The organism is Cupriavidus pampae (genome assembly GCF_914271485.1).
Taxonomy (GTDB): domain Bacteria; phylum Pseudomonadota; class Gammaproteobacteria; order Burkholderiales; family Burkholderiaceae; genus Cupriavidus; species Cupriavidus pampae.
In genome coordinates this window covers 46,167-67,392 of the sequence record NZ_CAJZAG010000014.1, presented here as the reverse complement: position 1 = coordinate 67,392, position 21,226 = coordinate 46,167, and the positions used below count along the sequence as shown (strand labels likewise).

Below are 21,226 nucleotides of genomic sequence, written 5' to 3'. Positions count from 1 at the left end.
TAGTCTTCAGGACGACGTTCTCGACGTCGTCTGCCGCGTAAACAATTCCACGGCACCTCGTGCGGGCGTTTTCGTGGACGTGGACAGCGCGCGCGCCAATGCGCGTTCGTCGCGCTCCACGACAACCGTATCGTCCTGGCGAGTGAGCCGGCGCACCAGCGCCAGTCCCGTCGTCGGGAAGTAGCTCACGCGCCGGGCGTGCGGACCGCGCAGGTCCTGCGCCGCCACGCGTATCTCTTCCGTCCTCAGGTACTTCAATACGAAATCGGCATTCCGGTCCCCAATATTGAGGGTCGTCATGTTCGCCAGCACCGCGCCACCACCGAAAACCTTCGCTTCCAGCCGTTCGCGGCGCGCGCCCATCTTCAGCAGTTCGTTGATCAGCACTTCCAGCGCATAACAGCCGTAGCGCATCGATGCCGACAGCACGCGGTCCGGCCCGGCGTTCTCGTCATCCGGCAGCATGAAGTGGTTCATGCCACCGACGCCGGTCACCTCGTCGCGAATGCAGGCCGCCACGCAGGAGCCCAGCACCGTGGTCAGCACCACGTCTTCGCCGGTCACGTAGTACTCGTTCGGCAACAGCTTGATGGCCTGCTTGCCGAACTCGCGATCGAAATACTTGCGCGTGGCAATCGCCTCGGGCATCTGCGGAGTGCGCATCACGGTCCTCCCGCGCCAGAACGGCCAGCGTTCCCGGCAAGCTCGTATACGGTCTGCCCGCGCAGCTGGAACGCGCGCGTGACATACGAGAAGTTCTCCGAATGCCCCGCGAACAGCAGCCCGTTCGGCTTCAACAGCGGTGCAAAGCGTTCGAGGATGCGACCCTGCGTCGGCTTGTCGAAGTAGATCATCACGTTGCGGCAGAAGATCGCATCGAACTGCTCGCGAATGCCCCAGTCGGGCGCCAGCAGATTGAGCGTATCGAACGTGATGGTCGAGGCGAGGTCCGGCTTAACCTTGACCGCGCCGGCGCGCGCGCCCGTCCCCTTGAGGAAGAAGCGCTTGAGACGTTCCTGCGACAGCCGCGCGACCTGCTCGGTGGTATAGACCCCGTTGCGCGCCTTGGCCAGGACCTGCGTGTCGATGTCCGTCGCCAGTACCGAGGTCGCGCGGTCGCCAAGCGTCTCCGCGAGCGTGATCGCGATCGAATACGGCTCTTCACCGGTCGACGCGGCCGCGCACCAGACGCTGTATGGCCGGCCGGTCTTCTTCGCATGCTCGGCCAGCAGCGGAAAATGATGCGCTTCGCGGAAGAACGAGGTGAGGTTCGTGGTCAGGGCGTTCGTGAAGTACTCCCACTCCACGGATCCCTCGTCGGCCTCGAGCATCGCGAGGTAACTGCCGAAATCGGTGAGCTGCAGCGAGCGCAGCCGCCGCGCGAGCCGGCTGTAGACCATCTCGCGCTTGTGGCTGCCCAGCGAGATGCCCGCGCGCTTGTGAATCAATGCGCGAACCTTCTCGAAATCCCGCTCGGTAAGCAGGAAGTCGCGCATGTCATCACGCAACGGCGTGATCAGGGGCATCGTGGGCGAAACAGCCCCCGCTGGCTTCCCGATGGCACTGGCGGAAGAACGGAGCTGCGTCATGATGAATGGGGGGCGAAGGTCTTGGTGGGCGCGCGCCTGAAAGCGCGCGCTGTTGCGTCTTGGCTTACGTCGTGACTGGCGTCCTGCGAGACCTGGCGGCTTACGCCGCTTCGGCCTCGACGAGCGACATTTCCGGGCTGGTCATCATGCGTTCGATATCGATCAGGATCAGCATGCGACCTTCCACCGAGCCCAGACCTGTCAGGTGCTCGTTGGAAACCGACACGCCGAACTCCGGTGCCGGCTTGATATCGTCGCCAGTCAGCGTCAGCACGTCCGACACGCCATCCACCACGATGCCCACCACGCGGCCGGCAACGTTGAGGATGATCACCACGGTCTGGTGGTCATAGCGCACGTTGCCGAGCCGGAACTTCAGGCGCAGATCGACGATCGGCACGATCACGCCGCGCAGATTCGTCACGCCCTTGATGAAGTCCGGCGCGTTCGCGATGCGCGTCACCGTCTCGTAGCTGCGAATTTCCTGCACCTTGAGGATGTCGATGCCGTATTCCTCGGTGCCGAGCGTGAAGACCAGGAATTCCTGGCCCGAAGCTTCGCTCCCCTGGGTATCGATGTGTCCGATGCCGGCCATGTGTTCTCTCCTTGCTGTGTGTTGCGCGCGTCCGCCCGATCAGGCGAGCACCGGGTCCTGGCGGCGCACGCCGGTGCGCTGAAGCGCGGCGACGTCCACGATCAATGCCACGCTGCCGTCGCCGAGAATCGTGGCGGCGGAGATGCATGGCACCTTGCGATAGTTGGTTTCGAGGTTCTTCAACACCACCTGGTGCTGGCCGATCAGCTGGTCCACCAGCAGCGCGAAGCGCTTGCCTTCGGCCTGCAGGATCACCGCGATACCCTGGGTGGGTTCCTGAAGCGCGCCGTCGACGTTGAACACGCGATGCAGTTCGAGCAGCGGCAGGTATTCGCCGCGCACGTTCATCACGCGCTCCGCGTTGGCGGCCGTATGCACGTCGTCGGCCTTCGGCTGCAGGGACTCCATCACGCAGTTCAGCGGCAGGATGAAGGTTTCCTCACCCACGCGCACCGACATGCCGTCGAGAATCGCCAGCGTCAGCGGCAGCACGATACGCGTCGTGGTGCCATTGCCCGGGCGCGACGCGATTTCCACGTGGCCGCCCATTTCCTGGATGTTCCGCTTCACGACGTCCATGCCGACGCCGCGGCCGGACACGTCCGTCACCACTTCGGCGGTCGAGAAGCCCGGCGCGAAGATCAGTTGCCAGACTTCTTCGTCGCTGATGTTTTCCGATACCGGCAGGCCGTTCTGCACGGCCTTTGCCAGAATGCGTTCGCGGTTCAGGCCACCGCCGTCATCGCTCACTTCGATCACGATGTTGCCGCCATGGTGCTGCGCGGACAGGATCAGCTGGCCGGTCGGCTCCTTGCCAGCCGCGACACGCTTCTCGGGCGTCTCGATGCCATGGTCCAGGCTGTTACGCACGAGGTGGGTCAGCGGATCGATGATGCGTTCGATCAGGCCCTTGTCGAGTTCGGTCGCCTTGCCGAACGTCACGAGGTCGATCTGCTTGCCGAGCTTGCCGGCGAGGTCGCGGACCAGACGCGGGAAGCGCGAGAACACGTAGTCCATCGGCATCATGCGGATCGACATCACCGCTTCCTGCAGGTCGCGCGCATTGCGCTCGAGCTGACCCATGCCGGAGAACAGACGGTCGAACAGCACCGGGTCCAGCGACGAAGCGGTCTGCGCGAGCATCGACTGCGTGATCACCAGTTCGCCAACGAGGTTGATGATCTGGTCGACCTTCTCGGTCGGCACGCGGATGGAACCGGCGTCGGGGGTGTGTGCAGCGGCTGCCGCGGGCTTGGCTTTTTCCTTCGCGCCCTCTTTCGCGGGCGCCGCGGCGGCCGGGGCCGCCACCGGTGCCGGAGCCGCAACCGGTGCGGGGGCCGGAGCCACAGCCGCTACCGGCGCGGTGCCGTCAGACGCCTCGACCACGATCTGGTCGCCGTCGATCACGAAGCAGCACACGGCGATGATGTCATCGGCGCCGCACGGGCTATTCAGCCAGATCGTCAGTTCGCCGTTGGCTTCCTGCTGACCGGTGATCTCGCCAAGGTTGGCGATCTCCTCGCGCAGCAGCGCCTGGTCCGCCGGCGACACACCGATCAGTCGTACCTTGAGATTGCCACCTGCCGGCGCGGCGGCGGGTGCCGGTGCGGCGGCCGGTGCAGGGGCCGCGGCGGGCGCATGCGCCCCAGCGTCGCCACCGGCTTCCTGCGCGAGCTGCTGCAGGACCGCGCAGATGCGCTGGAAAGTTTCCGGATCGGGTTCGGTCCCGTTGCGATAGGCGTTGAGCTGGTCTTGCAACACGTCCTTGGTTTCCAGAAAAGTGTCGATGATGGCCCGCGTGAGCGCGATTTCCTGCCGACGCGCGCGGTCGAGCAGGTTTTCGAAGATGTGCGTGGTCTCGGTCAGTGCCGCAAAGCCGAACGTGGCGGCACCACCCTTGATCGAGTGTGCCGCGCGAAAGATTGCGTTGAGCTCTTCCGCATCGGGCGCGTCGAGATCCAGCCCGAGCAGCAGCTGCTCCATTTCTACGAGCAGTTCCTCCGCCTCTTCAAAGAAGGTCTGGTAGAACTGCGTGATATCGATATCGACAGACATGGCCGTCCTGGTCCGCTAAATTGCCTTAGGATGCGCCGCTCGGTTGGGAGCGGCGCGCCTCATTCGCGCTTGCCTGCTGCCGCGGGCGCCGCGTTTGCCGCCGGGGTCACCCCAGCCGCTCCCGTCGAGCCTGCCGCTGGCGCTGCCGCCGCCGGGGGCGCTTCCGCCGCCGCCACACCGGCCTGCAGTTCCTGTCCTGCCTTGCCCTTCTGCGCGCCCACCGATACATCGGCGGCGCTCGCGTTCTCGGACTCGAACTGCGACTGTGCCTTCCTGTTCAACACCACGATGCTGATGCGCCGGTTGACCGGAGCAAGGCGATCGTTCTTGTCGAGCGGCATCGTGTCGGCCAGGCCCAGCACGCGCAGCACCTTGCCTTCACTCATGCCGCCCGCGATCAGTTCCTGCCGCGATGCGTTGGCGCGATCGGCCGACAACTCCCAGTTGCTGTACGCCCGCTCGCCGGCCATATAGGTCTGCGAGTCGGTATGGCCCGACAGGCTCACCTTGTTCGGCATCTCGTTCAGCACCGGGCCGATCTCGCGCAGGATGGTGCGCATGTACGGTTCCACCGCCGCGCTGCCGGTACGGAACATCGGACGGTTCTGCGTATCGAGAATCTGGATGCGCAGGCCTTCGCTCGTGATGTCCAGCAGCAGCTGCGGACGGAACGCGCGCAACACCGGGTTGCTTTCGATGGTCTGCTCGAGGCGGCTCTTCAGCTGGCGCAGGCGTTCCGATTCCTGTTGCTCGCGGCGGCGCGCATCCGACGGATCGTTGGTCTGCGCGCGCATCACCTCGCCGTCCTTGGCCATCGGATCCTTGCCGCCGCCAGGCACGACACTCTTCGACATGCTGCTCTTGTCGCCGCCAGCAATCGCCACCTTCAGCGGCGTCTTGAAGTATTCGGCCACACCGACGAGGGCTTTCGGCGACGACGAGCTCAACAGCCAGAGCACGAGGAAGAAAGCCATCATGGCCGTCATGAAGTCGGCGTAGGCAATCTTCCAGCTGTGGTTGCCGTGCGGCTTGGCGCGATTCTTCGCCTTCTTGATGACAATCGGGCGCAGATCCTGGGCACTGCTCATGACTGCTCTCCCGTCAGGTCAGGCTTTTGACTTCGCGAACGTGGTCGTCGAGTTCAAGGAAGGACGGGCGCACGGTGGAGTACAACACCTTGCGGCCAAATTCCACCGCGACCAGCGGCGCATAGCCATTGAGCGAGGCGAGCAGCGTGACCTTGATGCACTCGTACATCTTCACGCTCTCGTCCACCTGCTGCTCGACGCGAGCGGCCAGCGGCGAGACGAAGCCGTATGCCAGCAGAATGCCGAGGAACGTACCGACCAGCGCGTGGGCGATCAGTGCGCCGAGCTCGGCCGGCGGCAGATCCGCCGAAGCCAGTGCGTGCACCACACCCATCACCGCGGCGACGATACCGAATGCCGGCAGGCCGTCACCGACGCGCGACAGCGCATGGGCAGGCACTTCGGCCTCGTGGCGGTACGTTTCGATTTCGTGGTCCATGAGCGCCTCGATCTCGAACGCGTTCATGTTGCCGTTGACCATCATGCGCAGATAGTCGGTGAGGAATTCCATCATCACCGCATCGGCCAGGATCCGTGGGTACTGGCTGAACACGCTGCTCGCAGCAGGGTCGGCGATTTCCTTCTCGAGGAACAGGATGCCCTCGCGGCGCGCCTTGGACAGCAGCACGTACAGCAGCGCCATCACGTCCAGGTAAAGCTCCTTGTTGTACTTGGAGCCACGCAACAGCTTCGGCAGGGCCTTCATGGTCCCCTTGATGGCCTTGCCGCTGTTGGTACTGATGAATGCGCCGACCGCCGCACCACCGATGATGATCAGTTCCGCCGGTTGATAAAGCGCGCCCATATGGCCGCCGGTGATGGCATACCCGCCCAGCACCGCAGCCAGCACGACGACATAGCCAAGAACTACAAGCACGATCGGATCCCCGTCTAGAAAACACGCGTCAGCGTACAAGGGCCCTTCGTACAGGCGCGCGGGGTCACCGCGCGCCCCGATCTCGGGGCCCGCCTTGCCGCCGCCGACGTCACCCAGGAATCAGGCGGTGGTCTGCGCGGCTACGGCGTCCTTCGAGAGCTTCTTGACTTTCCCTGCCCGTGAGGGCGGGCGGCACAGGCTGCAGACAAAGTTCGCGTGCGGCTCATAGGCATGCGTCACGAATTGTCCGCCGCAGCATGTGCACGTGGAAAGCTGCAGCATATTGCTCTCGAAAAACCGTACTAACGTCCATGCACGGGTGAAACTTAAGACAATTTCGCCGCCCAGCAGCGAAACGTGCTCGAGGTACAGGCGATAGCTCGCCACCACGGCGCGGATACCCGACGTCTCTCCTTCCTGCACCATGAACTGGTACGCGGAGAAGAACAGCGACGAATGGATATTCGGCAGCCAGGTCGTGAACCAGTCTGTCGAGAACGGGAGCATGCCCTTGGGCGGCGAGGCGCCTCGGAGCTCCTTGTAGAGACGGATCAACCGGTCGCGCGAGAGCGTAGTCTCGGCTTCGAGCACCTGGAGGCGCGCACCCAGGCCGATCAGCTCAATGGCAAGCTGGGTCTGGTTGGCGTCCTGCAGGACACTTTTGCGGTTGGGTACGGGAGTAGCCGTGAAACTGCGAGCTGGCTGGGCCTGGAGGAGCGCGGTCAATTGAGCTGCTCCACGGGTTGCCGGGCAAGCAGGATTGCAGCATGGATCTGCTGCATATCATGGCTCTTGGCCGTGTGAGTGAGTGTGGAGAGCAACGCATGATCGTCGAAACGGAACCTGCACAGCACCATATTCGATGCCGCCAGTTTGACGAGCTGCGCCGATGTCAGTTTGGCAAGAATCTCAGCGATTTCTTTGCTGACGCCAAGCCTGAACATGGCTTCCACCTGGTTTTCGCGCACCAGTCGTTGCGCGAGCAGCAGATAGGCGAGGTTAACCTCCCTGATCTCCTGGAGAACTTCACTGCTTTCCAATTTTTCCCCGCTACCAAAAAACCCTTCGACCGCTTGTCCGGCGCTTACCAACACGTTAAAGCTGTGTCGGCGACCAGATCGTTGCTGTGCGTGTGCGACGGGTACGACGTACGACAATAGGAACTACGCCTGGTAACACCACATCTCTGATCCGTTACAGATGTTACAGAGTGTAAGTGAAACTGTTACGTTTATATCGGCAATCGGCCTGCAATGCCAATCCCTACTTGAGTTGGGGGAGAACAAATGTCGTATGGAAAAGACATAGCTGCCCTTATTTGTAACAGCCATGACGTCAGACATGTTGTTAACGCGCACGTCCGTATCTATTGCGACATGAAACTGTGACGCATGCGCTACGGAAACCGCCCGCGCTAATGGATTCCACTATTGACGGACCGGCGTAGCTTGGCTAAACAGCTGTCGCAGCCAGGCTGCGAGGCGCGCGAAGACGTCGTCGGGGGCCTCGCGAAACAGATGCGGTCGCGCCCGTTCCACCTGCTCCAGAACGCGCGCGGCCTCGTCCGCGCTGACAGAACCGTATTCGAGCGCAAGCCCCAGCAGCGCGCGCATCTCGCCCACCTTGCTGCGGCCCAGCGCTTCGCTTTGTTCCGTCTGCAACGCGTACATGAGGTCGTAGGCACGCTGCCGCAGGCTCTCCGCGATGCGCCACGAGGGCGTGCGCATACGCTCCTCGATGGTGCGGATATCGACGGCGGAAGCCGCGATCTGCGCGGCCAGTGCCTCCGTGAAGGCTGCGTCGGCCCCGGCCTCGCTGAGGATCTGCTGCGCCCATTGGCGCGCGTGGTCGAGGCGCTGCGTGGGCGACCATTCCGGCTGCACCGCAAGTCCGAAACCGAAGCGCTGCGCGTCGCGCATCAGTGCCGATAGCGCATTCGGCAATTGCTTGTCGAACACCTTCCGCGCCCATCCGTACTCGCCGCTGGCAAGCAGCCGCATGACGGCGCGCTCGGTCAGCGGGCCATCCTGCTGCAGCAGGCGCGCGCGCAGGAAATCGTCGAAGGCAGGCGGCACGAACTCGGCATCGAGTCCTGTCGAGACCCTCACAAACGCGTCGAAGTCCGCTCTGAGTCTGGCCGTCGCCTCGGCCGACAGGGACAGATTGATGTCGGTGGTCATGATTTCATCGAAACAGAAGCGCGTCCCGGCCGGCCCGTCCCCGCGGCAGCGGTGGATGGGCCAGGGCGGGACGCGTTGCGCCAAACCGGGTTCAAGACGGGCGCAAGGCCCTTAGAACGCGCTCCAGTCGCCGTTGTCGGAAGCACCGCCCGCGGTTGCCGCACGCAGTGCCGGCGTTTCGCTTGCCGCCACTTCCTCGAAATCCGTTGCGCTGGCTGCTGCCGCTGCGCCAGCCGCGGCCGCGCCTGCCTTGGCACCACGCGCGGGGCGCGTCTTGCCGGCCGTCAGACGTGCCGTCACGGCAGGCTTGGCCGCCGGACGTGCCGCGGGCAGAATCGCCAGCGAGGGGCCGCCACGGCCTTCGTCGTCCTGCGCCAGACGGAACGTCGCCACCGAGTCCTGCAGTCGGCCGGCCTGCTCCTGCAGCGAGCTGGCCGCCGCGGCGGCTTCTTCCACGAGCGCCGCGTTCTGCTGCGTCACCTCGTCCATCTGCGCCACAGCCTGGTTCACCTGCTCGATGCCCGAGCTCTGTTCGGCGGACGCCGCGCTGATCTCGCCCATGATGTCGGTCACGCGCTTGACCGCCTGTACGATCTCGCCCATGGTCTGGCCGGCTTCGCCCACCAGTACCGCGCCGTTGTCCACGCGTGCCACGGTATCGCCGATCAGGCCCTTGATTTCCTTGGCCGCATTGGCGGAGCGCTGCGCCAGGCTGCGCACCTCGCCGGCCACCACCGCGAAGCCGCGGCCTTGTTCGCCCGCGCGCGCCGCTTCCACCGCCGCGTTGAGCGCGAGGATGTTGGTCTGGAACGCGATGCCTTCGATCACGCCGATGATGTCGACGATCTTGCGCGAGGCTTCATTGATCTCGTCCATCGTCTGCACCACGCGGCCCACCACTTCGCCGCCGCGCACCGCGGTCTCGGAAGCATTGGCGGCCAGGCCGCTGGCCTGACGCGCGTTATCCGCGTTCTGACGCACCGTGCTGGTCAGCTCTTCCATGCTCGAAGCCGTTTCCTCGAGCGAGGCGGCCTGTTGCTCGGTACGTTGCGACAGATCGTTGTTGCCCGCGGCAATCTCGCGCGAGGCGGTACCGATCGATTCGGCGCCTTCCTTGAAATCACGCACCATGCGCGACAGGTGACGCTGCATCTCGCTCATCGCGTGCAGCAGGCTCGACTGATCGCCCTTGCGCAGCGATACCTTGCTCGAGAAATCGCCGTCGGCGATGCTCGCGGCAATACCTGCCGCGTAGCCAGGTTCGCCACCCAGCTGGCGCGACAGCGCGCGGGCCAGGAACAGGCCCAGCAGCACCGACAACACCACGCCGCCCAGCACCAGCATCAGCATCAGGACGCGCGAGCTCTTGTACACGCCGTCCGACTCGTCCATGTTCAGGCGCGCGCGTTCATCACGGCGCTTCACCATCTTGAACAGCACGTCTTCCAGCGCGCGGCTGTCCTTGAGCAGGTCGGCACTCTCCGCGAACACCGAGCTTTCGAACTGCGAGGTGTCCAGCGGCTGTTTGTTGACCAGCGCCACATACTTGTTCATGCGGTCACGGAACGGCGGCACGAGCGTTTCATACTGCTTGACCATGGCCTGGCCCTCGGGCTGCGTGAACGAACCCTTGGCGGCCTTTACGCGCTCTTCCATGGTCGTCAGCGACTTCTCGATGCGTTCCTTCTCGGTGGCGCGCTCGCCCATCGTCGACGCCGACAGCAGCGCGATCTGCGCGCGGCTGGCGTACACGAGGTTGATGTTGCCGTCCTGCACCGCCTTCAGCGCCTGCAGATCCTCGTTGTAGATCTTGCCGGTCCATTCCGCCATGCGCCCCATGTTGATCACGCCAAGCAGGCCCATCACGGCACCGATGACGGATACGACCAGGAAGCCGGCTATCAGCCTGGTCGTAACGCGTAGTTGATTGAACCACTGCATAGAACTACCCCCTTCTGTCAGAAAAGACCGGGAGTGGCATCACTGCGCTCTCCCGCATTGTTGTTCGTGACCGTATCGGCCACTCTTGCCCGTTCCCATCGCCAGCGCTGTTTCGTTGTCATGCCGGCAGATGATGCAAACCGGGCCGCGACGCCCGGTTCCAGCTCCCCTCACGGGTCCTTCAGGCGGCGCGAGCCGCCGCGTCGATGGCCGCGAGTTCTTCCACGCCCATCAGCTTTTCGATATCGGCCAGGATCAGCATGCGGTTCTCCACCGAACCCAGGCCGCGGATGTAATCGGTTTCCATGCCGCCGGACAATTGCGGCGTAGGCTTGATCTGCGATTGGGACAGCGTCAGCACGTCGGACACGCCATCGACGACGATGCCGGTGGTGCGCTGGTTGAGGTCGACGATGATCACGACCGTGTACTGGTCGTAGCTGATCTTTTCCTGGCGGAACTTGATGCGCAGATCGATGATCGGCACGATGATGCCGCGCAGATTGATCACGCCCTTGAGATAGGCCGGCGCATTGGCGATCTGGGTCACGGATTCGTAGCCGCGGATCTCCTGCACCTTGAGAATGTCGATGCCGTACTCTTCGCGGCCGAGCCGGAAGGCCAGAAATTCTTCACCGGCGCCGTCAGCTTTCGTCTGGATAGTCATGTTGCCCCGCTGGCAGTGTTGGTCGTTGCCGGGCGGCTTGCGGCCGGCCCGCGTGTGCGCGACCCGATCCGCTGCCCGGCAAGCCGGCGCACACGGTATCGCCCCCCAGTGTTAACGGCTGTTCGCGAGGTGGATGAAGGGCGACTTTGCTACGCCGGTCACCCCTCCGAGGGAGGGGGCAACAGCGCCTCGACCGAAGCAATCAGCTGGTCGGGGTCGAACGGCTTGGCCAGAAAGCCGGACGCGCCGGCCTCGCGCGCCTGCGCGCGGATCTGGCCATCGGCCTCGGTGGTCAGCATCAGGATCGGCGCGTTGGCATAGTGCGGCGTGGCCCGCAGCGCGCGAATCAGCGACAGCCCGTCCATGACCGGCATGACTTGATCGGTCACCAGCATGCCAAAGGCGCCTTCGAGCGCCACCTCGTGCGCCTCCTTGCCGTCGGCCGCCTCCGTGACCTCATAACCGGCCGCACGCAGGCAGGCGCTGATCATGCGGCGGATGGAAGGCGAATCGTCGGCAACGAGAATGGTCGGCAGGGACATGGGCAGGCTCCAGAACGCGTGGGATGCAAGAGAGCGTGCCCTTGCCTTCCTCATATCGTCTGCGCGGGCGCCTGCTTTAGCGCCGTGAAGGGGGGGTTAGAGGGAAGCCTCTAAATTTGGCGCTAAATCTTGGCGGGATTTGGCAATGCGAAACGGTCTCATCGCGCCATCCCGGTTACCTCAGACGCGCACCGGCTGCGTGTCGCGCAGGACCTCGGCGAAGGACGAAGCGTCGAGTGGCTGGGCCATCAGGTAGCCCTGCACCTCGTCGCAACCCATGGCGTTCAGGATATCGAGCTGCGAATGGGATTCGACGCCCTCGGCCACAACCTTCATGCGCAGCTCGTGGGCCAGCGCGACCATCGAGCCAACGATCGCGCGGCCTTGCGGATCGGCATCGAGCCCGCCGATCAGCGTGCGGTCGATCTTCAGCGTGCCAACCCGCAGGCGCTTGAGGTAGCCGAGGCTCGAGTAGCCGCTGCCGAAGTCGTCGAGCGCCACATGGATGCCCAGCGCCTGCAGTTCCGCCAGGGTCTCGAGCGACTTGCCGATGTCCTTCATCGCCGCGGTCTCGGTGATCTCGAGCGTGATCGCGGAAGGCGGAATGTCGTGCTGATGGATCTGCTCGAGCAGGTACTGCGGGAAGTTGCGGCTGGCAAACCGCAGGCCCGACACGTTGATCGCCACCGGCACCACCGGCAAACCCGCGTCCTGCCACAGCCGGACCTGCGCGCATACGCTCGCGATGACCCAGTCGTCGAGCTTGTCGATCTGGCCGGACTGCTCCGCCACCATGATGAATTCGGCCGGATTGACCACGCCGAGGGTCGGATGCCGCCAGCGGCAGAGCGCTTCCGCGCCGACCACGGTGCGATGCTTCACGTCGAACTTGGGTTGGTAATGCAGCGACAGACCGTCGTCCTGGATCGCGAGCCACAGGTCGCGTCGGATCACGCGCACGCGGCGCGCGCGCTCGCCGGCGGCGGAGTTGAACACGCGCACCTGGTTCGAGCCGCTTTCGCGCGCCTCGGACAAGCTCACGCGGGCCGCCTGCATCAGCGCCTCGGAGGTCTGGGCATCGCGCGGATAGATCGCGATGCCGATATTCACACCGATCTGCATCTGCAATCCACGCGCGGCCACGAACTCGGCCAGCGAGCCCAGCACGCGCGAGCCCAGCTCGTGCGCGCGGCTGTGATGCACGAGCTCCGGCACGCCCACCGCGAACTCGTCGCGCGCGAGCCGCGCGAGGAAGTCGTGCGGCTCCAGCGCGGCCTGCGCCAGCGCGCCGGCATCCTGCGCGAGGATGTCATCGGCGCGTACTTCGAACACTTCGTCCACTTCGCGGAAGTCGGCGATATGGATCAGCAGCACAGCGCAACCGGTCTCGGTGAGCCTGGCCTGGGCCAGGGTCTGGTCGAGCCAGCGGCCGAACGCGATGCGGTCCGGCAGGTCGGTGGAGACGCTGTACTCGCCCACGGCCTCGCCGCCACGGGCGGACGGTCGCACGGTCAGGCCCGGAATGCGCCCGACCTGCCGCCGCGCGCCGCGCCCACCCGCCGCGACGACCGCATTGGTCTGCCGCGGGAAGGCCGCCGCCGAGGGAAAGTCGTCGGGTGTGTCGTCGATCAGGGTGGCCTCGGGACGCATCGGCGCGGGCAGCCATCCGCGCGATTGCGCGCGATGAAACGCGAACATCGCGAAGCACAACAGCGCGATGCCGCCACCAAGCCAACCCGGGTCGGGCAACACGGCCGCGTCGATGCAGGCGCGCGCGGTCAGCGAGCCGTTGCCGCACAGGCGGCCCATGCGCGCGCCAGCCACGGCGACCATGCCGGCGCCGCCGACCATCGACATCACGGCCGCGACGCGCCAGACGCGTGTCGCCGCGCCCAGCCATTGTTTCAGTAATGTGAAAACGTGTGCCGAGGCGACACCAGCGGCGGTGGCCGACGCGAAGGCCGATGCCGCGCGCAGAGGATCCTCGAGCGCCGACAGCGAGCCGGAACCCATGGCCACCCACAGCGGCATGCCGATCGTGACCTGCGACATGGCGGCAGCCGACCATGACAGCCGGCGCAGCAACTTGCCGTCCCGGCTCGCATCTCGGCTGGCTGAGCGCATGCCAAGCGCGGCGGCGGCGCCGAGCAGCACAGCGAACAGCAGGAGACTAGAGGTCGAGGCAATCATTCGGGGCTTACATACCGGAGCTTACATACCGGGGCTGACAGTCCAGGGCTTACAGGCTGCGGGCTTGAGCAAATCCGGACATCTTGGGAACGCGTGCACGACTCACACCGAAGAGGCGGGAACAAAAGCCCGCATCATGGCATTTTGCCGGCGCCGTGTGAACAGGAGTTCGCTCAAATCCTTCGACTCAGAACGCACTCCAGTTGTCGTCGGCAGACGCGGCAGGGCTCGCCGTCGCCACATCCGGTCGCAGCAGCCGCGCTTCGCGTGGCTTGCGTACAACGGGAGCACGTCCGGAGGCCGGTCGCGCGGGCTGGCGCGAACCGGTAGCCGGCAGCGCCGGCGCGGAGAGGTCCGGGGCCACACGCGCCACCGCGGCGGCTACCGCCGGCGCCGGACGCGTGCCGCTGGCCGCGAGTGTGAACACCGACACCACGTTCTTGAGCTTTTGCGCCTGCTCTTCGAGCGCGCCCGCCGCGGCCGCGGCTTCTTCCACCAGTGCCGCGTTCTGCTGGGTCACCTCGTCCATCTGGCTCACGGCCTGATTGACCTGCTCGATGCCCGTGGTCTGCTCCTGCGTGGCCGCGCCGATCTCGTTCATGATGTCCGTCACGCGGCGCACGGCCTGGACGATCTCGCCCATGGTCTGCCCGGCTTCGGCCACGAGACGCGTCCCCGATTCCACGCGCTGCCCGGACTCGCTGATCAGCGCCTCGATTTCCTTGGCCGCATTGGCCGAACGCTGCGCCAGGCTCCGCACCTCGCCCGCCACCACCGCGAAACCACGCCCCTGCTCACCAGCGCGGGCGGCTTCCACTGCCGCGTTGAGCGCCAGAATGTTGGTCTGGAACGCGATGCCTTCGATCACGCCGATGATCTCGACCACCTTGCGCGACGAACCATTGATCTCGTTCATCGTTTCGACCACACGGCCCACCACGTCACCGCCCTTGAGCGCGATCTGCGAGGCCTCGCCGGCCAGCATGCCGGCCTGGCGCGCGTTGTCGGCGTTCTGCCGCACCACGGTCGTCAGTTCTTCCATGCTCGCCGCGGTCTGTTCGAGCGACGAGGCTTGTTCCTCGGTGCGCTGCGACAGGTCGGTATTGCCGGCCGAGATCTGCTGCGTGGCCGAGGCGATCGAATCGGTACCGCCGCGCACTTGCGTGACGATGCCCGACAGGCTCTCCTGCATCGCGGCGAGCGCCTGCATCATGCGGCCGATTTCGTTGCGCGACACGCTGACGATGCGCGAGGTCAGGTCGCCGCGCGCCATCCGCTCGAACACGCCGAGCGCTTCTTCCACCGGGCGCACGATCGCGCGGTGCAGCGTGAGGGTGCCGACGATGGCGATCAGGATTCCCAGTGCGATCAGCACGACGGCCATCACGCGCAGCCGCTCGAAACGCGTCTGGGCGCCTTCGAAGTTCTCCTTGCCGGCCTGCATCTGGAATTTCTCGAGCGCCTCGTGAGCGGTGCTCAGGCTCCGCTGTAACTCGGGCAAGACGTCGCGCGCCAGGCGCAGCGCCTCGTCGCGGTTCTGCGCCAGCAGCGCCTGCTGCAGTGGCGTGACACCCTTGGAGAAGAAGTCCTGGCGCTTGCGCAGCAGTTCGGTCGCGAGCGCCTTCTCCTCGTCGCCCTGGGGCAACGCCATGTAACGCTGCCACGCGGTGTCGGACGAGTCGACGAACAGCTTCGAGCGATCGACGTGCTTCTTCAGGTCCTCGTTCTCGGCACCGGGCATGACGCCACGGTCCAGCGCCAGACGCACGCGCGTGGTCCCGATCATGGCCTCGCTCAGCGCCTGCGCCGATGCGAGTTGATTCGAATACGTTTCCTTGAGCGCATCGTTGGACTGCGAAATGCCGTGCAGCCCAGCTCCACCGACGAGCAGCAGAATTGCCGTCAATGAGCCCATCGCCCCCCTGAGCAGGGTTCTGATCTGAATATTCTGAAAGGACATGATGCGCCGAAGCCATTAGGTTGGATGCGACGAGAGTTCTCCTCCAACTCTCATCCCGGTGGATCACTCCGTGGTGATCCGCTCTTGGGCAATAACGGCGACCCCGGCTTCGACCTTGAGGCATGTTGGTGAATGACATTCACGAATGCAGATTTGCGCACATGGCGGCGCTGGCGGTTATCGAGACGCTCACGCTACGACTCAGAAATTTCTCAATGGCAGCGCTGGCGCGGCACGCCGGTGCATTAAGCCGATTTTCACAAATCCGGCACAGAATGCCAGCGAGAAAGTCGGACCCGTCCGTGAAATGCGCGCGACCGCGCCGCAGCGTGAAAGTTCAGCACCGCAAATGAAATGAAAAGAAATGCCCGCTTTGCCTGCAGTCAGGCAAGCTGGCATTTGCAGTTATGCAAGAGACAGTTATAATTCCCCGCGACATTATGCATTTCGCAAACCGTCAAGACGGACATTTCGAGGCAAAACGAGGCGAACCATGGCGACATATCAGGAAATCGTTCAGAAAATCAACGAACTGCAGAAGCAGGCCGAGGAGATCAAGTCGCGCGAGCAGGCTGCCGTGATTGCCGATATTCGCGAGAAAATCGATCAATATGGCCTGACTGCCGACGATCTGGGATTTGGCGCAAAGCCGGCGGCCGGCAAGAAGGCCAGCCGCAAGGTGCCGGTTCGCTACCGCGATACCGCCGGTAATACGTGGACGGGTCGCGGCAAGCGTCCGGGCTGGCTCACGGCGGCACTGGCCAACGGCAAGACCGTAGAGGATTTTCTGATCCGCTAAGTCTGACGTCGGCAATAAAAAACCGGGCTCATGGCCCGGTTTTTTATTTGCGCACGACGCTCAGTCGTTCGCGCCCGCAAACCCCTGAGGATTCATCGACTGCCAGCGCCACGAATCCTCGCACATGCGGTCGATATCGTGCTGCGCGCGCCAGCCAATCAGGCTCTGCGCCAGCGCGGGGTCCGCGTAGCACGAGGCAATGTCGCCCGGACGGCGCTCGACGATCTGGTACGGCACGGGCTTGCCGCTCGCGCGCTCGTACGCCTTGACCACTTCCAGCACGCTATACCCGCGGCCAGTGCCGAGGTTCACAGTCATGCCCGCGCCCTTGTCGCGCAGATAAGCCAACGCGGCGACGTGACCGTCGGCCAGATCGCACACATGGATATAGTCGCGCACGCCGGTACCGTCGACGGTCGGGTAATCGCCGCCGAACACCATCAGCTTTTCGCGACGACCGCCCGCCACCTGGGCGACATACGGCATCAGATTGTTGGGCACGCCACCGGGATCCTCGCCGATCAGGCCGCTTTCATGAGCGCCGACCGGATTGAAATAGCGCAGATAGGCGATTCTCCAGGCGGGATTCGAAAGCTCGAGGTCGCGCAAAATCTGCTCGCCCATGAGTTTCGTCTGTCCGTAGGGATTGGTCGCCGACAGCGGAAAATCTTCAAGAATCGGCACCGTGTGCGGATTGCCATATACGGTCGCCGACGAGCTGAAAACCAGCTGGCGTACGTTGGCGGCATCCATCGCCGCGCAAAGCGTAAGCAGCCCGTTCAGATTGTTGTCGTAATAGGCGAGTGGCTTGGCTACCGATTCACCCACCGCCTTCAGCGCCGCGAAGTGAATCGCGCCGGTGATGCGATGCTCGCGGAAGAGCCGGTCCAGCAAGGCGCGATCGCGCACGTCGCCTTCCACGAAATGCGGCGTGGCTCCCGTAATGCGGGTCAGCCGCTCCACGACCGCGCGATTGCTATTGCACAGATTATCGAGGCCGATGACGTTGTATCCCGCGCGATGCAGCGCGACCCACGTATGGGAAGCGATATAGCCGGTGGCTCCAGTCAGCAGTAGGGTCTCGGACATGTGATCGTTTTCTGGATGGAAGTCGTTGAGCGGGCGGCCATCATACCCGCCGAAGGTTACGCCGAAAGTACATCTGCACCGCGGTTGTCATCCTGTCCGCCATCGCGGTTCTCATGCTGCGTCTCGCCGCGATTGCCACCACCGTTGCCGTTGGTGTTGCCACCGCTGTCTGTGGCCCGCATGGCCACCGGCAATCCGGCCCGCGCCTGCCACGCCTGATACGCGGCATGCAGCCGCCAGCCCGATTCCAGATCGCGCATGCCGAGCAACTGCGCCACCGCCGCGGGCGGCGTGCCCGCGTCGAAATGAATCGCGCCGCAGGTATTGCGCAATGTCTGCGGCGACGCGCGCTCGCTGCGACCGGCCAGCACACCCGCTTCGTCTAGCAACATTTCCACGCGACGATAGACCGAAGCGGGATGCATCGGCCGCCCCGACGCCATCGCCGGAAATACAAGGTCGCCAAGCGAACCAGCGGCGGCCCGCAGCGCCAGCCATTGCCGTAGCGGCGCATGCGCGAACGGCAACAGCGTCGCGGTATAGGCGCGCCCGTTCTCCGCGCGCACCATCTGCAATGCCGGCACACCATGGTCGTCGCGATCCTCGAGTCCGTCAATGGCATCGAGCCGTAACGCGCGAATCTCCGCCACCTTGAGTCCGGCGCCGAGCAGCACCGCGACCAGCGCGACATCGCGCGCGCGCTTCCACTGTGTAGGCGACACGCGTCCTTTGTTGCCCGGCGCGTCCAGCGCGGCATCGCAGGCGGGTGCCAGCACACGTGCCACCAGCAGATCGCGCTCGCCCGGCAACAGAAAGGCCGTGGGATCATTTTCGCCATCCGCGAGCTTCGCGCGCACCGCGAGACTGGCGGGATTCGGCAAGTCCTGCCGCGCCAGCGACAGATGCTGGAACACGCGTTCGATCAGGCGTGCGTAACGATAGCGATGCGACTTATGAAGCTTCTGTGCATCGAGAAAATCGCCGATCTGCGCCGCCGACCAGCTCAGTGGCGCCAGACCCTGCTCGCTGGACCAGCGCAGCAGCTTGCCCCACATGGAGCGGTAGACGACCGCCGTGCCGTGGCGGAAACCGTGTTGCGAGAGCCAGCCATCGAACGCGCGTTCCGGATGGGTACGCCAACTATCGAGGTCCGCGTCGAACAATGCGTCGGACGGCACAGGTCGTGCGGCATGAAGGTCGGCATGGGTGGCACTTGGATTGGCGGTCACTGACTCTTCCGTCATACGGCAGGCGATGCGCCCATTGTAGACAACGCGCCACAAGTGCACACGTGCCATGGCGAAGCGGTCTCTTGCAGGTAACCGCCAGTCGCCTATACTATGCAACGAGTTGCATATACGAAGTGCACATCATTGTTTAGGAGCATCCGCCATGGCACTGCCTGCCCTGTTGCAAGACCGACTGTCCCTGCCGGCGGTCGCATCGCCGCTGTTCATCATTTCCAATCCCGACCTCGTGATCGCGCAATGCAAGGCGGGCGTGGTGGGTTCGTTCCCGGCGCTCAATGCGCGCCCGGTGGAGCAGCTCGAGGTCTGGCTAGACCGCATCACGAGCGAGCTGGCCGAGCATGACGCACGCCATCCGGAGCGCCCGGCGGCACCCTTCGCGGTCAATCAGATCGTGCATCGCTCCAACGACCGCCTCGAACACGACCTCGAACTGTGCGTGCGCTACAAGGTGCCGATCGTCATCACGTCGCTGGGTGCCCGCACCGAGGTCAACGAAGCCGTCCACAGCTATGGCGGCATCGTGCTGCATGATGTGATCAACAACCGCTTCGCGCGCAAGGCCATCGAGAAAGGCGCCGACGGGCTGATCGCGGTGGCGGCCGGCGCCGGCGGCCATGCGGGCACGATCTCGCCGTTCGCGCTGCTGCACGAGATTCGCGAGTGGTTCGACGGTCCGCTGCTGCTGTCGGGCGCGATCGCCAGCGGCGACGCGGTGCTGGCCGCCCAGGCCGCGGGTGCCGACCTCGCCTATATTGGCTCGGCGTTTATCGCCACGCTGGAGGCCAACGCCGACGCCGCGTACAAGCAGATGATCGTGGACAGTGGCGCCGACGACATCATCTACTCGAACCTGTTCACGGGCGTGCATGGCAACTACCTGCGCGACAGCGTCGTGCGCGCGGGTCTCGATCCGGACGCGCTGCCGGTCTCCGATCCCACGTCGATGAATTTCGGCTCCACGCGCGTCAAGCCGTGGAAAGAAATCTGGGGCGCGGGTCAGGGTGTGGGCGCGATCAAGCGCGTGGTGCCAGCAGCCGATCTGGTCAACCGGTTTATCGAGGAGTACGCGCTGGCGCGCCGTCGCCTCGGCCTGGCCGAAACGCGTACGACCAAGGCGCCAGCCCTCGGCTGAGGTTCGACGTAACCGGGCTGGAGCTGGAGGCCGCGTTGAGAACCTACGCTGCTGGCATTGTCAGCAGCGGCAACAACTCACGGCCCCACGCCACCCAGTCTTCCTCGAAGCGAATACCGCGCTGAAGCAGCGCGTATTGCAACCGCTGCGCGCGATCCATGCGCGCAGTGGAGAAATCCTTCCGTTCGATATTGCGGTAGGTCTCGAGGCGCGCTTCGTGCAAGGCGATCAATCGCGCCATTTCCTCGTTCAGTCCGAGCGGTCCGATCGCGGCATCCGCGCGCAGCTTGACCAGGATCTCCTCACGCTGGTCGAGCCCCTGCCCCGGCGACAGAACCCAGCGCGCGAGTTCCGCGCGGCCGGCCTCCAGCACGCAATACACCTTTTTACGGTTCCTTTTTTCCGCTTCCTCGCCTTCTGACACGCTGGCCGCGGCGGCCGCCTGCTCCACCGCGATCCAGCCGTGCTCCGCCATGCGGCCGAGTTCGCGATAGATCTGCTGGTGCGTTGCGTGCCAGAAGTACCCGATCGACCGATCGAAACGGCGTGCGAGGTCATAGCCGGACGACGGCTTCTCGATCAGCGAGATCAACAGTGCGTGCGGAGTGGACATGCGTTCGAGTGGGTTGCCAACGGGCACGGAGATTGCAAGCTGGGAGTTCGCCCGTGACGATCGCGTAATGGTAGCGCGCAAGTCGGGGCAAGTCATGCCGTTAACAGGTGTGATATCGCCCGGAACTGGAGAAAGCATTCACCAGAATGTGACAAATGTCACCTTCGTCCATTTCTGACACTTTGCACAGTTGTTCCGATACAGAATTAAAAAAGTCGAAATGGCAATTCCTGTTGACCTGCAATACATTCCAGACATTGCAACCCGCATGCGCGCGCCTTTTTCCCGGCCATACGTTCAGCGCCATGCGTTTCACGGGAGTCAGTCATGAACGCAAGACCGGACACGGCAACCTTGTCCGCGCTAACCGAACTATCCGATCTGTCCGCCGAGCCGTCCGATATGACCGCTCGTCCCGGTCCGATCCAGCGTCGTGCCACGTCCGCGCCAATCTACTATCGGCTGCCCGACACGCCCGAAGGCCACCATATCAAGGAGTACGCGAGCGGCCTGCGCCAGCTCGTGCGCTTCGTCGGCGTCGAGGAACAGGTCGTCAAGTACAGCCTGTCGTAACGCACGATTGTCTCCTCCCGCCCCGCAGCCTGGGGCCAGGGATTCGGCCCGCGGCCATCGCTATGGTGTCGCGGGCTTTCTTTAAG

General features: G+C 64.4%; 20 protein-coding genes. 3 read left to right on the top strand and 17 right to left on the bottom strand.

Translation table 11 applies throughout. From position 1 onward, the window contains the following. Nucleotides 1-6: 6 nt before the first annotated feature. From cheD to LDO41_RS29570, 14 genes are all read right to left on the bottom strand, one after another. Nucleotides 7-663 carry a chemoreceptor glutamine deamidase CheD gene (gene cheD, locus LDO41_RS29635; protein ID WP_223994780.1) on the bottom strand — a complete coding sequence of 219 codons (657 nt, stop codon included), beginning with the start codon at nucleotides 661-663 and terminating at the stop codon, nucleotides 7-9. Next, a complete protein-coding gene (locus LDO41_RS29630) occupies nucleotides 663-1,589 on the bottom strand; it encodes a CheR family methyltransferase (RefSeq protein WP_223994778.1) in 927 nt (308 codons plus the stop codon). Before LDO41_RS29630 ends, cheD begins: the two co-directional genes overlap by 1 nt. A gap of 100 nt (nucleotides 1,590-1,689) precedes the next feature. After that, entirely contained in the window at nucleotides 1,690-2,184 is a 495-nt protein-coding gene (locus LDO41_RS29625) for a chemotaxis protein CheW (protein ID WP_223994776.1), read from the bottom strand. A gap of 39 nt (nucleotides 2,185-2,223) precedes the next feature. Further along, entirely contained in the window at nucleotides 2,224-4,239 is a 2,016-nt protein-coding gene (gene cheA / locus LDO41_RS29620; protein WP_223994774.1) for a chemotaxis protein CheA, read from the bottom strand. A gap of 59 nt (nucleotides 4,240-4,298) precedes the next feature. Then, nucleotides 4,299-5,327 (bottom strand): flagellar motor protein MotB, encoded by a 1,029-nt coding sequence (motB, locus tag LDO41_RS29615; protein WP_223994772.1) that lies wholly within the window; start codon nucleotides 5,325-5,327, stop codon nucleotides 4,299-4,301. A 13-nt stretch (nucleotides 5,328-5,340) separates the two neighbouring features. Further along, the gene (motA, locus tag LDO41_RS29610; protein WP_223994770.1) at nucleotides 5,341-6,204 is read right to left on the bottom strand and encodes a flagellar motor stator protein MotA; all 864 of its coding nucleotides are present in this window, start codon (nucleotides 6,202-6,204) and stop codon (nucleotides 5,341-5,343) included. 120 nt (nucleotides 6,205-6,324) lie between these two features. Further along, nucleotides 6,325-6,930, bottom strand: coding sequence for a flagellar transcriptional regulator FlhC (gene flhC, locus LDO41_RS29605; protein WP_223994768.1), 606 nt, complete (start codon nucleotides 6,928-6,930; stop codon nucleotides 6,325-6,327). Continuing rightward, entirely contained in the window at nucleotides 6,927-7,244 is a 318-nt protein-coding gene (gene flhD / locus LDO41_RS29600; RefSeq protein WP_109585504.1) for a flagellar transcriptional regulator FlhD, read from the bottom strand. Before flhD ends, flhC begins: the two co-directional genes overlap by 4 nt. A gap of 387 nt (nucleotides 7,245-7,631) precedes the next feature. Next, entirely contained in the window at nucleotides 7,632-8,384 is a 753-nt protein-coding gene (locus tag LDO41_RS29595) for a DUF4088 family protein (RefSeq protein WP_223994766.1), read from the bottom strand. A 111-nt stretch (nucleotides 8,385-8,495) separates the two neighbouring features. Then, nucleotides 8,496-10,325, bottom strand: a complete 1,830-nt coding sequence (locus LDO41_RS29590; RefSeq protein WP_223994764.1) for a methyl-accepting chemotaxis protein — start codon at nucleotides 10,323-10,325, stop codon at nucleotides 8,496-8,498. 181 nt (nucleotides 10,326-10,506) lie between these two features. Further along, on the bottom strand, nucleotides 10,507-10,992 hold the full coding sequence (locus tag LDO41_RS29585) for a chemotaxis protein CheW (RefSeq protein ID WP_223994762.1): 486 nt from the start codon (nucleotides 10,990-10,992) through the stop codon (nucleotides 10,507-10,509). A gap of 158 nt (nucleotides 10,993-11,150) precedes the next feature. Continuing rightward, entirely contained in the window at nucleotides 11,151-11,534 is a 384-nt protein-coding gene (locus LDO41_RS29580) for a response regulator (RefSeq protein ID WP_223994760.1), read from the bottom strand. 180 nt (nucleotides 11,535-11,714) lie between these two features. Continuing rightward, entirely contained in the window at nucleotides 11,715-13,724 is a 2,010-nt protein-coding gene (locus LDO41_RS29575; RefSeq protein ID WP_223994758.1) for a putative bifunctional diguanylate cyclase/phosphodiesterase, read from the bottom strand. A 187-nt stretch (nucleotides 13,725-13,911) separates the two neighbouring features. Beyond that, the gene (locus LDO41_RS29570) at nucleotides 13,912-15,684 is read right to left on the bottom strand and encodes a methyl-accepting chemotaxis protein (protein ID WP_223994756.1); all 1,773 of its coding nucleotides are present in this window, start codon (nucleotides 15,682-15,684) and stop codon (nucleotides 13,912-13,914) included. A gap of 493 nt (nucleotides 15,685-16,177) precedes the next feature. Between LDO41_RS29570 and LDO41_RS29565 the strand changes: the two genes are divergently transcribed. After that, nucleotides 16,178-16,483, top strand: a complete 306-nt coding sequence (locus LDO41_RS29565) for an H-NS histone family protein (RefSeq protein ID WP_223994754.1) — start codon at nucleotides 16,178-16,180, stop codon at nucleotides 16,481-16,483. 60 nt (nucleotides 16,484-16,543) lie between these two features. Here LDO41_RS29565 and galE read toward each other — a convergent pair whose 3' ends face one another. Next, on the bottom strand, nucleotides 16,544-17,572 hold the full coding sequence (gene galE / locus LDO41_RS29560; protein WP_223994752.1) for a UDP-glucose 4-epimerase GalE: 1,029 nt from the start codon (nucleotides 17,570-17,572) through the stop codon (nucleotides 16,544-16,546). 56 nt (nucleotides 17,573-17,628) lie between these two features. Continuing rightward, complete coding sequence (locus LDO41_RS29555) at nucleotides 17,629-18,801, bottom strand: tyrosine-type recombinase/integrase (RefSeq protein ID WP_377744948.1); 1,173 nt, start codon at nucleotides 18,799-18,801, stop codon at nucleotides 17,629-17,631. Nucleotides 18,802-18,964: 163 nt separating this feature from the next. On the opposite strand from LDO41_RS29555, the gene LDO41_RS29550 reads away from it, so the two are divergent. After that, the gene (locus LDO41_RS29550) at nucleotides 18,965-19,954 is read left to right on the top strand and encodes an NAD(P)H-dependent flavin oxidoreductase (RefSeq protein ID WP_223994750.1); all 990 of its coding nucleotides are present in this window, start codon (nucleotides 18,965-18,967) and stop codon (nucleotides 19,952-19,954) included. 43 nt (nucleotides 19,955-19,997) lie between these two features. On the opposite strand, the gene LDO41_RS29545 is transcribed toward LDO41_RS29550, so the two are convergent. Then, nucleotides 19,998-20,567 carry a PadR family transcriptional regulator gene (locus LDO41_RS29545; protein WP_223994748.1) on the bottom strand — a complete coding sequence of 190 codons (570 nt, stop codon included), beginning with the start codon at nucleotides 20,565-20,567 and terminating at the stop codon, nucleotides 19,998-20,000. 327 nt (nucleotides 20,568-20,894) lie between these two features. Between LDO41_RS29545 and LDO41_RS29540 the strand changes: the two genes are divergently transcribed. Further along, entirely contained in the window at nucleotides 20,895-21,140 is a 246-nt protein-coding gene (locus tag LDO41_RS29540) for a hypothetical protein (RefSeq protein ID WP_223994940.1), read from the top strand. Nucleotides 21,141-21,226 lie beyond the last annotated feature (86 nt).

Bases quoted from the DNA above. Each gene is read 5' to 3' on its own strand.
- LDO41_RS29580 (WP_223994760.1), bottom strand. From the start codon at position 11,534: ATGTCCCTGCCGACCATTCTCGTTGCCGACGATTCGCCTTCCATCCGC.
- LDO41_RS29545 (WP_223994748.1), bottom strand. From the start codon at position 20,567: ATGTCCACTCCGCACGCACTGTTGATCTCGCTGATCGAGAAGCCGTCG.
- motB (WP_223994772.1), bottom strand. From the start codon at position 5,327: ATGAGCAGTGCCCAGGATCTGCGCCCGATTGTCATCAAGAAGGCGAAG.
- LDO41_RS29550 (WP_223994750.1), top strand. From the start codon at position 18,965: ATGGCACTGCCTGCCCTGTTGCAAGACCGACTGTCCCTGCCGGCGGTC.
- LDO41_RS29575 (WP_223994758.1), bottom strand. From the start codon at position 13,724: ATGATTGCCTCGACCTCTAGTCTCCTGCTGTTCGCTGTGCTGCTCGGC.
- LDO41_RS29625 (WP_223994776.1), bottom strand. From the start codon at position 2,184: ATGGCCGGCATCGGACACATCGATACCCAGGGGAGCGAAGCTTCGGGC.
- cheD (WP_223994780.1), bottom strand. From the start codon at position 663: ATGCGCACTCCGCAGATGCCCGAGGCGATTGCCACGCGCAAGTATTTC.
- LDO41_RS29630 (WP_223994778.1), bottom strand. From the start codon at position 1,589: ATGACGCAGCTCCGTTCTTCCGCCAGTGCCATCGGGAAGCCAGCGGGG.
- LDO41_RS29585 (WP_223994762.1), bottom strand. From the start codon at position 10,992: ATGACTATCCAGACGAAAGCTGACGGCGCCGGTGAAGAATTTCTGGCC.
- LDO41_RS29540 (WP_223994940.1), top strand. From the start codon at position 20,895: ATGAACGCAAGACCGGACACGGCAACCTTGTCCGCGCTAACCGAACTA.
- LDO41_RS29595 (WP_223994766.1), bottom strand. From the start codon at position 8,384: ATGACCACCGACATCAATCTGTCCCTGTCGGCCGAGGCGACGGCCAGA.
- cheA (WP_223994774.1), bottom strand. From the start codon at position 4,239: ATGTCTGTCGATATCGATATCACGCAGTTCTACCAGACCTTCTTTGAA.
- galE (WP_223994752.1), bottom strand. From the start codon at position 17,572: ATGTCCGAGACCCTACTGCTGACTGGAGCCACCGGCTATATCGCTTCC.
- LDO41_RS29570 (WP_223994756.1), bottom strand. From the start codon at position 15,684: ATGTCCTTTCAGAATATTCAGATCAGAACCCTGCTCAGGGGGGCGATG.
- LDO41_RS29565 (WP_223994754.1), top strand. From the start codon at position 16,178: ATGGCGACATATCAGGAAATCGTTCAGAAAATCAACGAACTGCAGAAG.
- LDO41_RS29590 (WP_223994764.1), bottom strand. From the start codon at position 10,325: ATGCAGTGGTTCAATCAACTACGCGTTACGACCAGGCTGATAGCCGGC.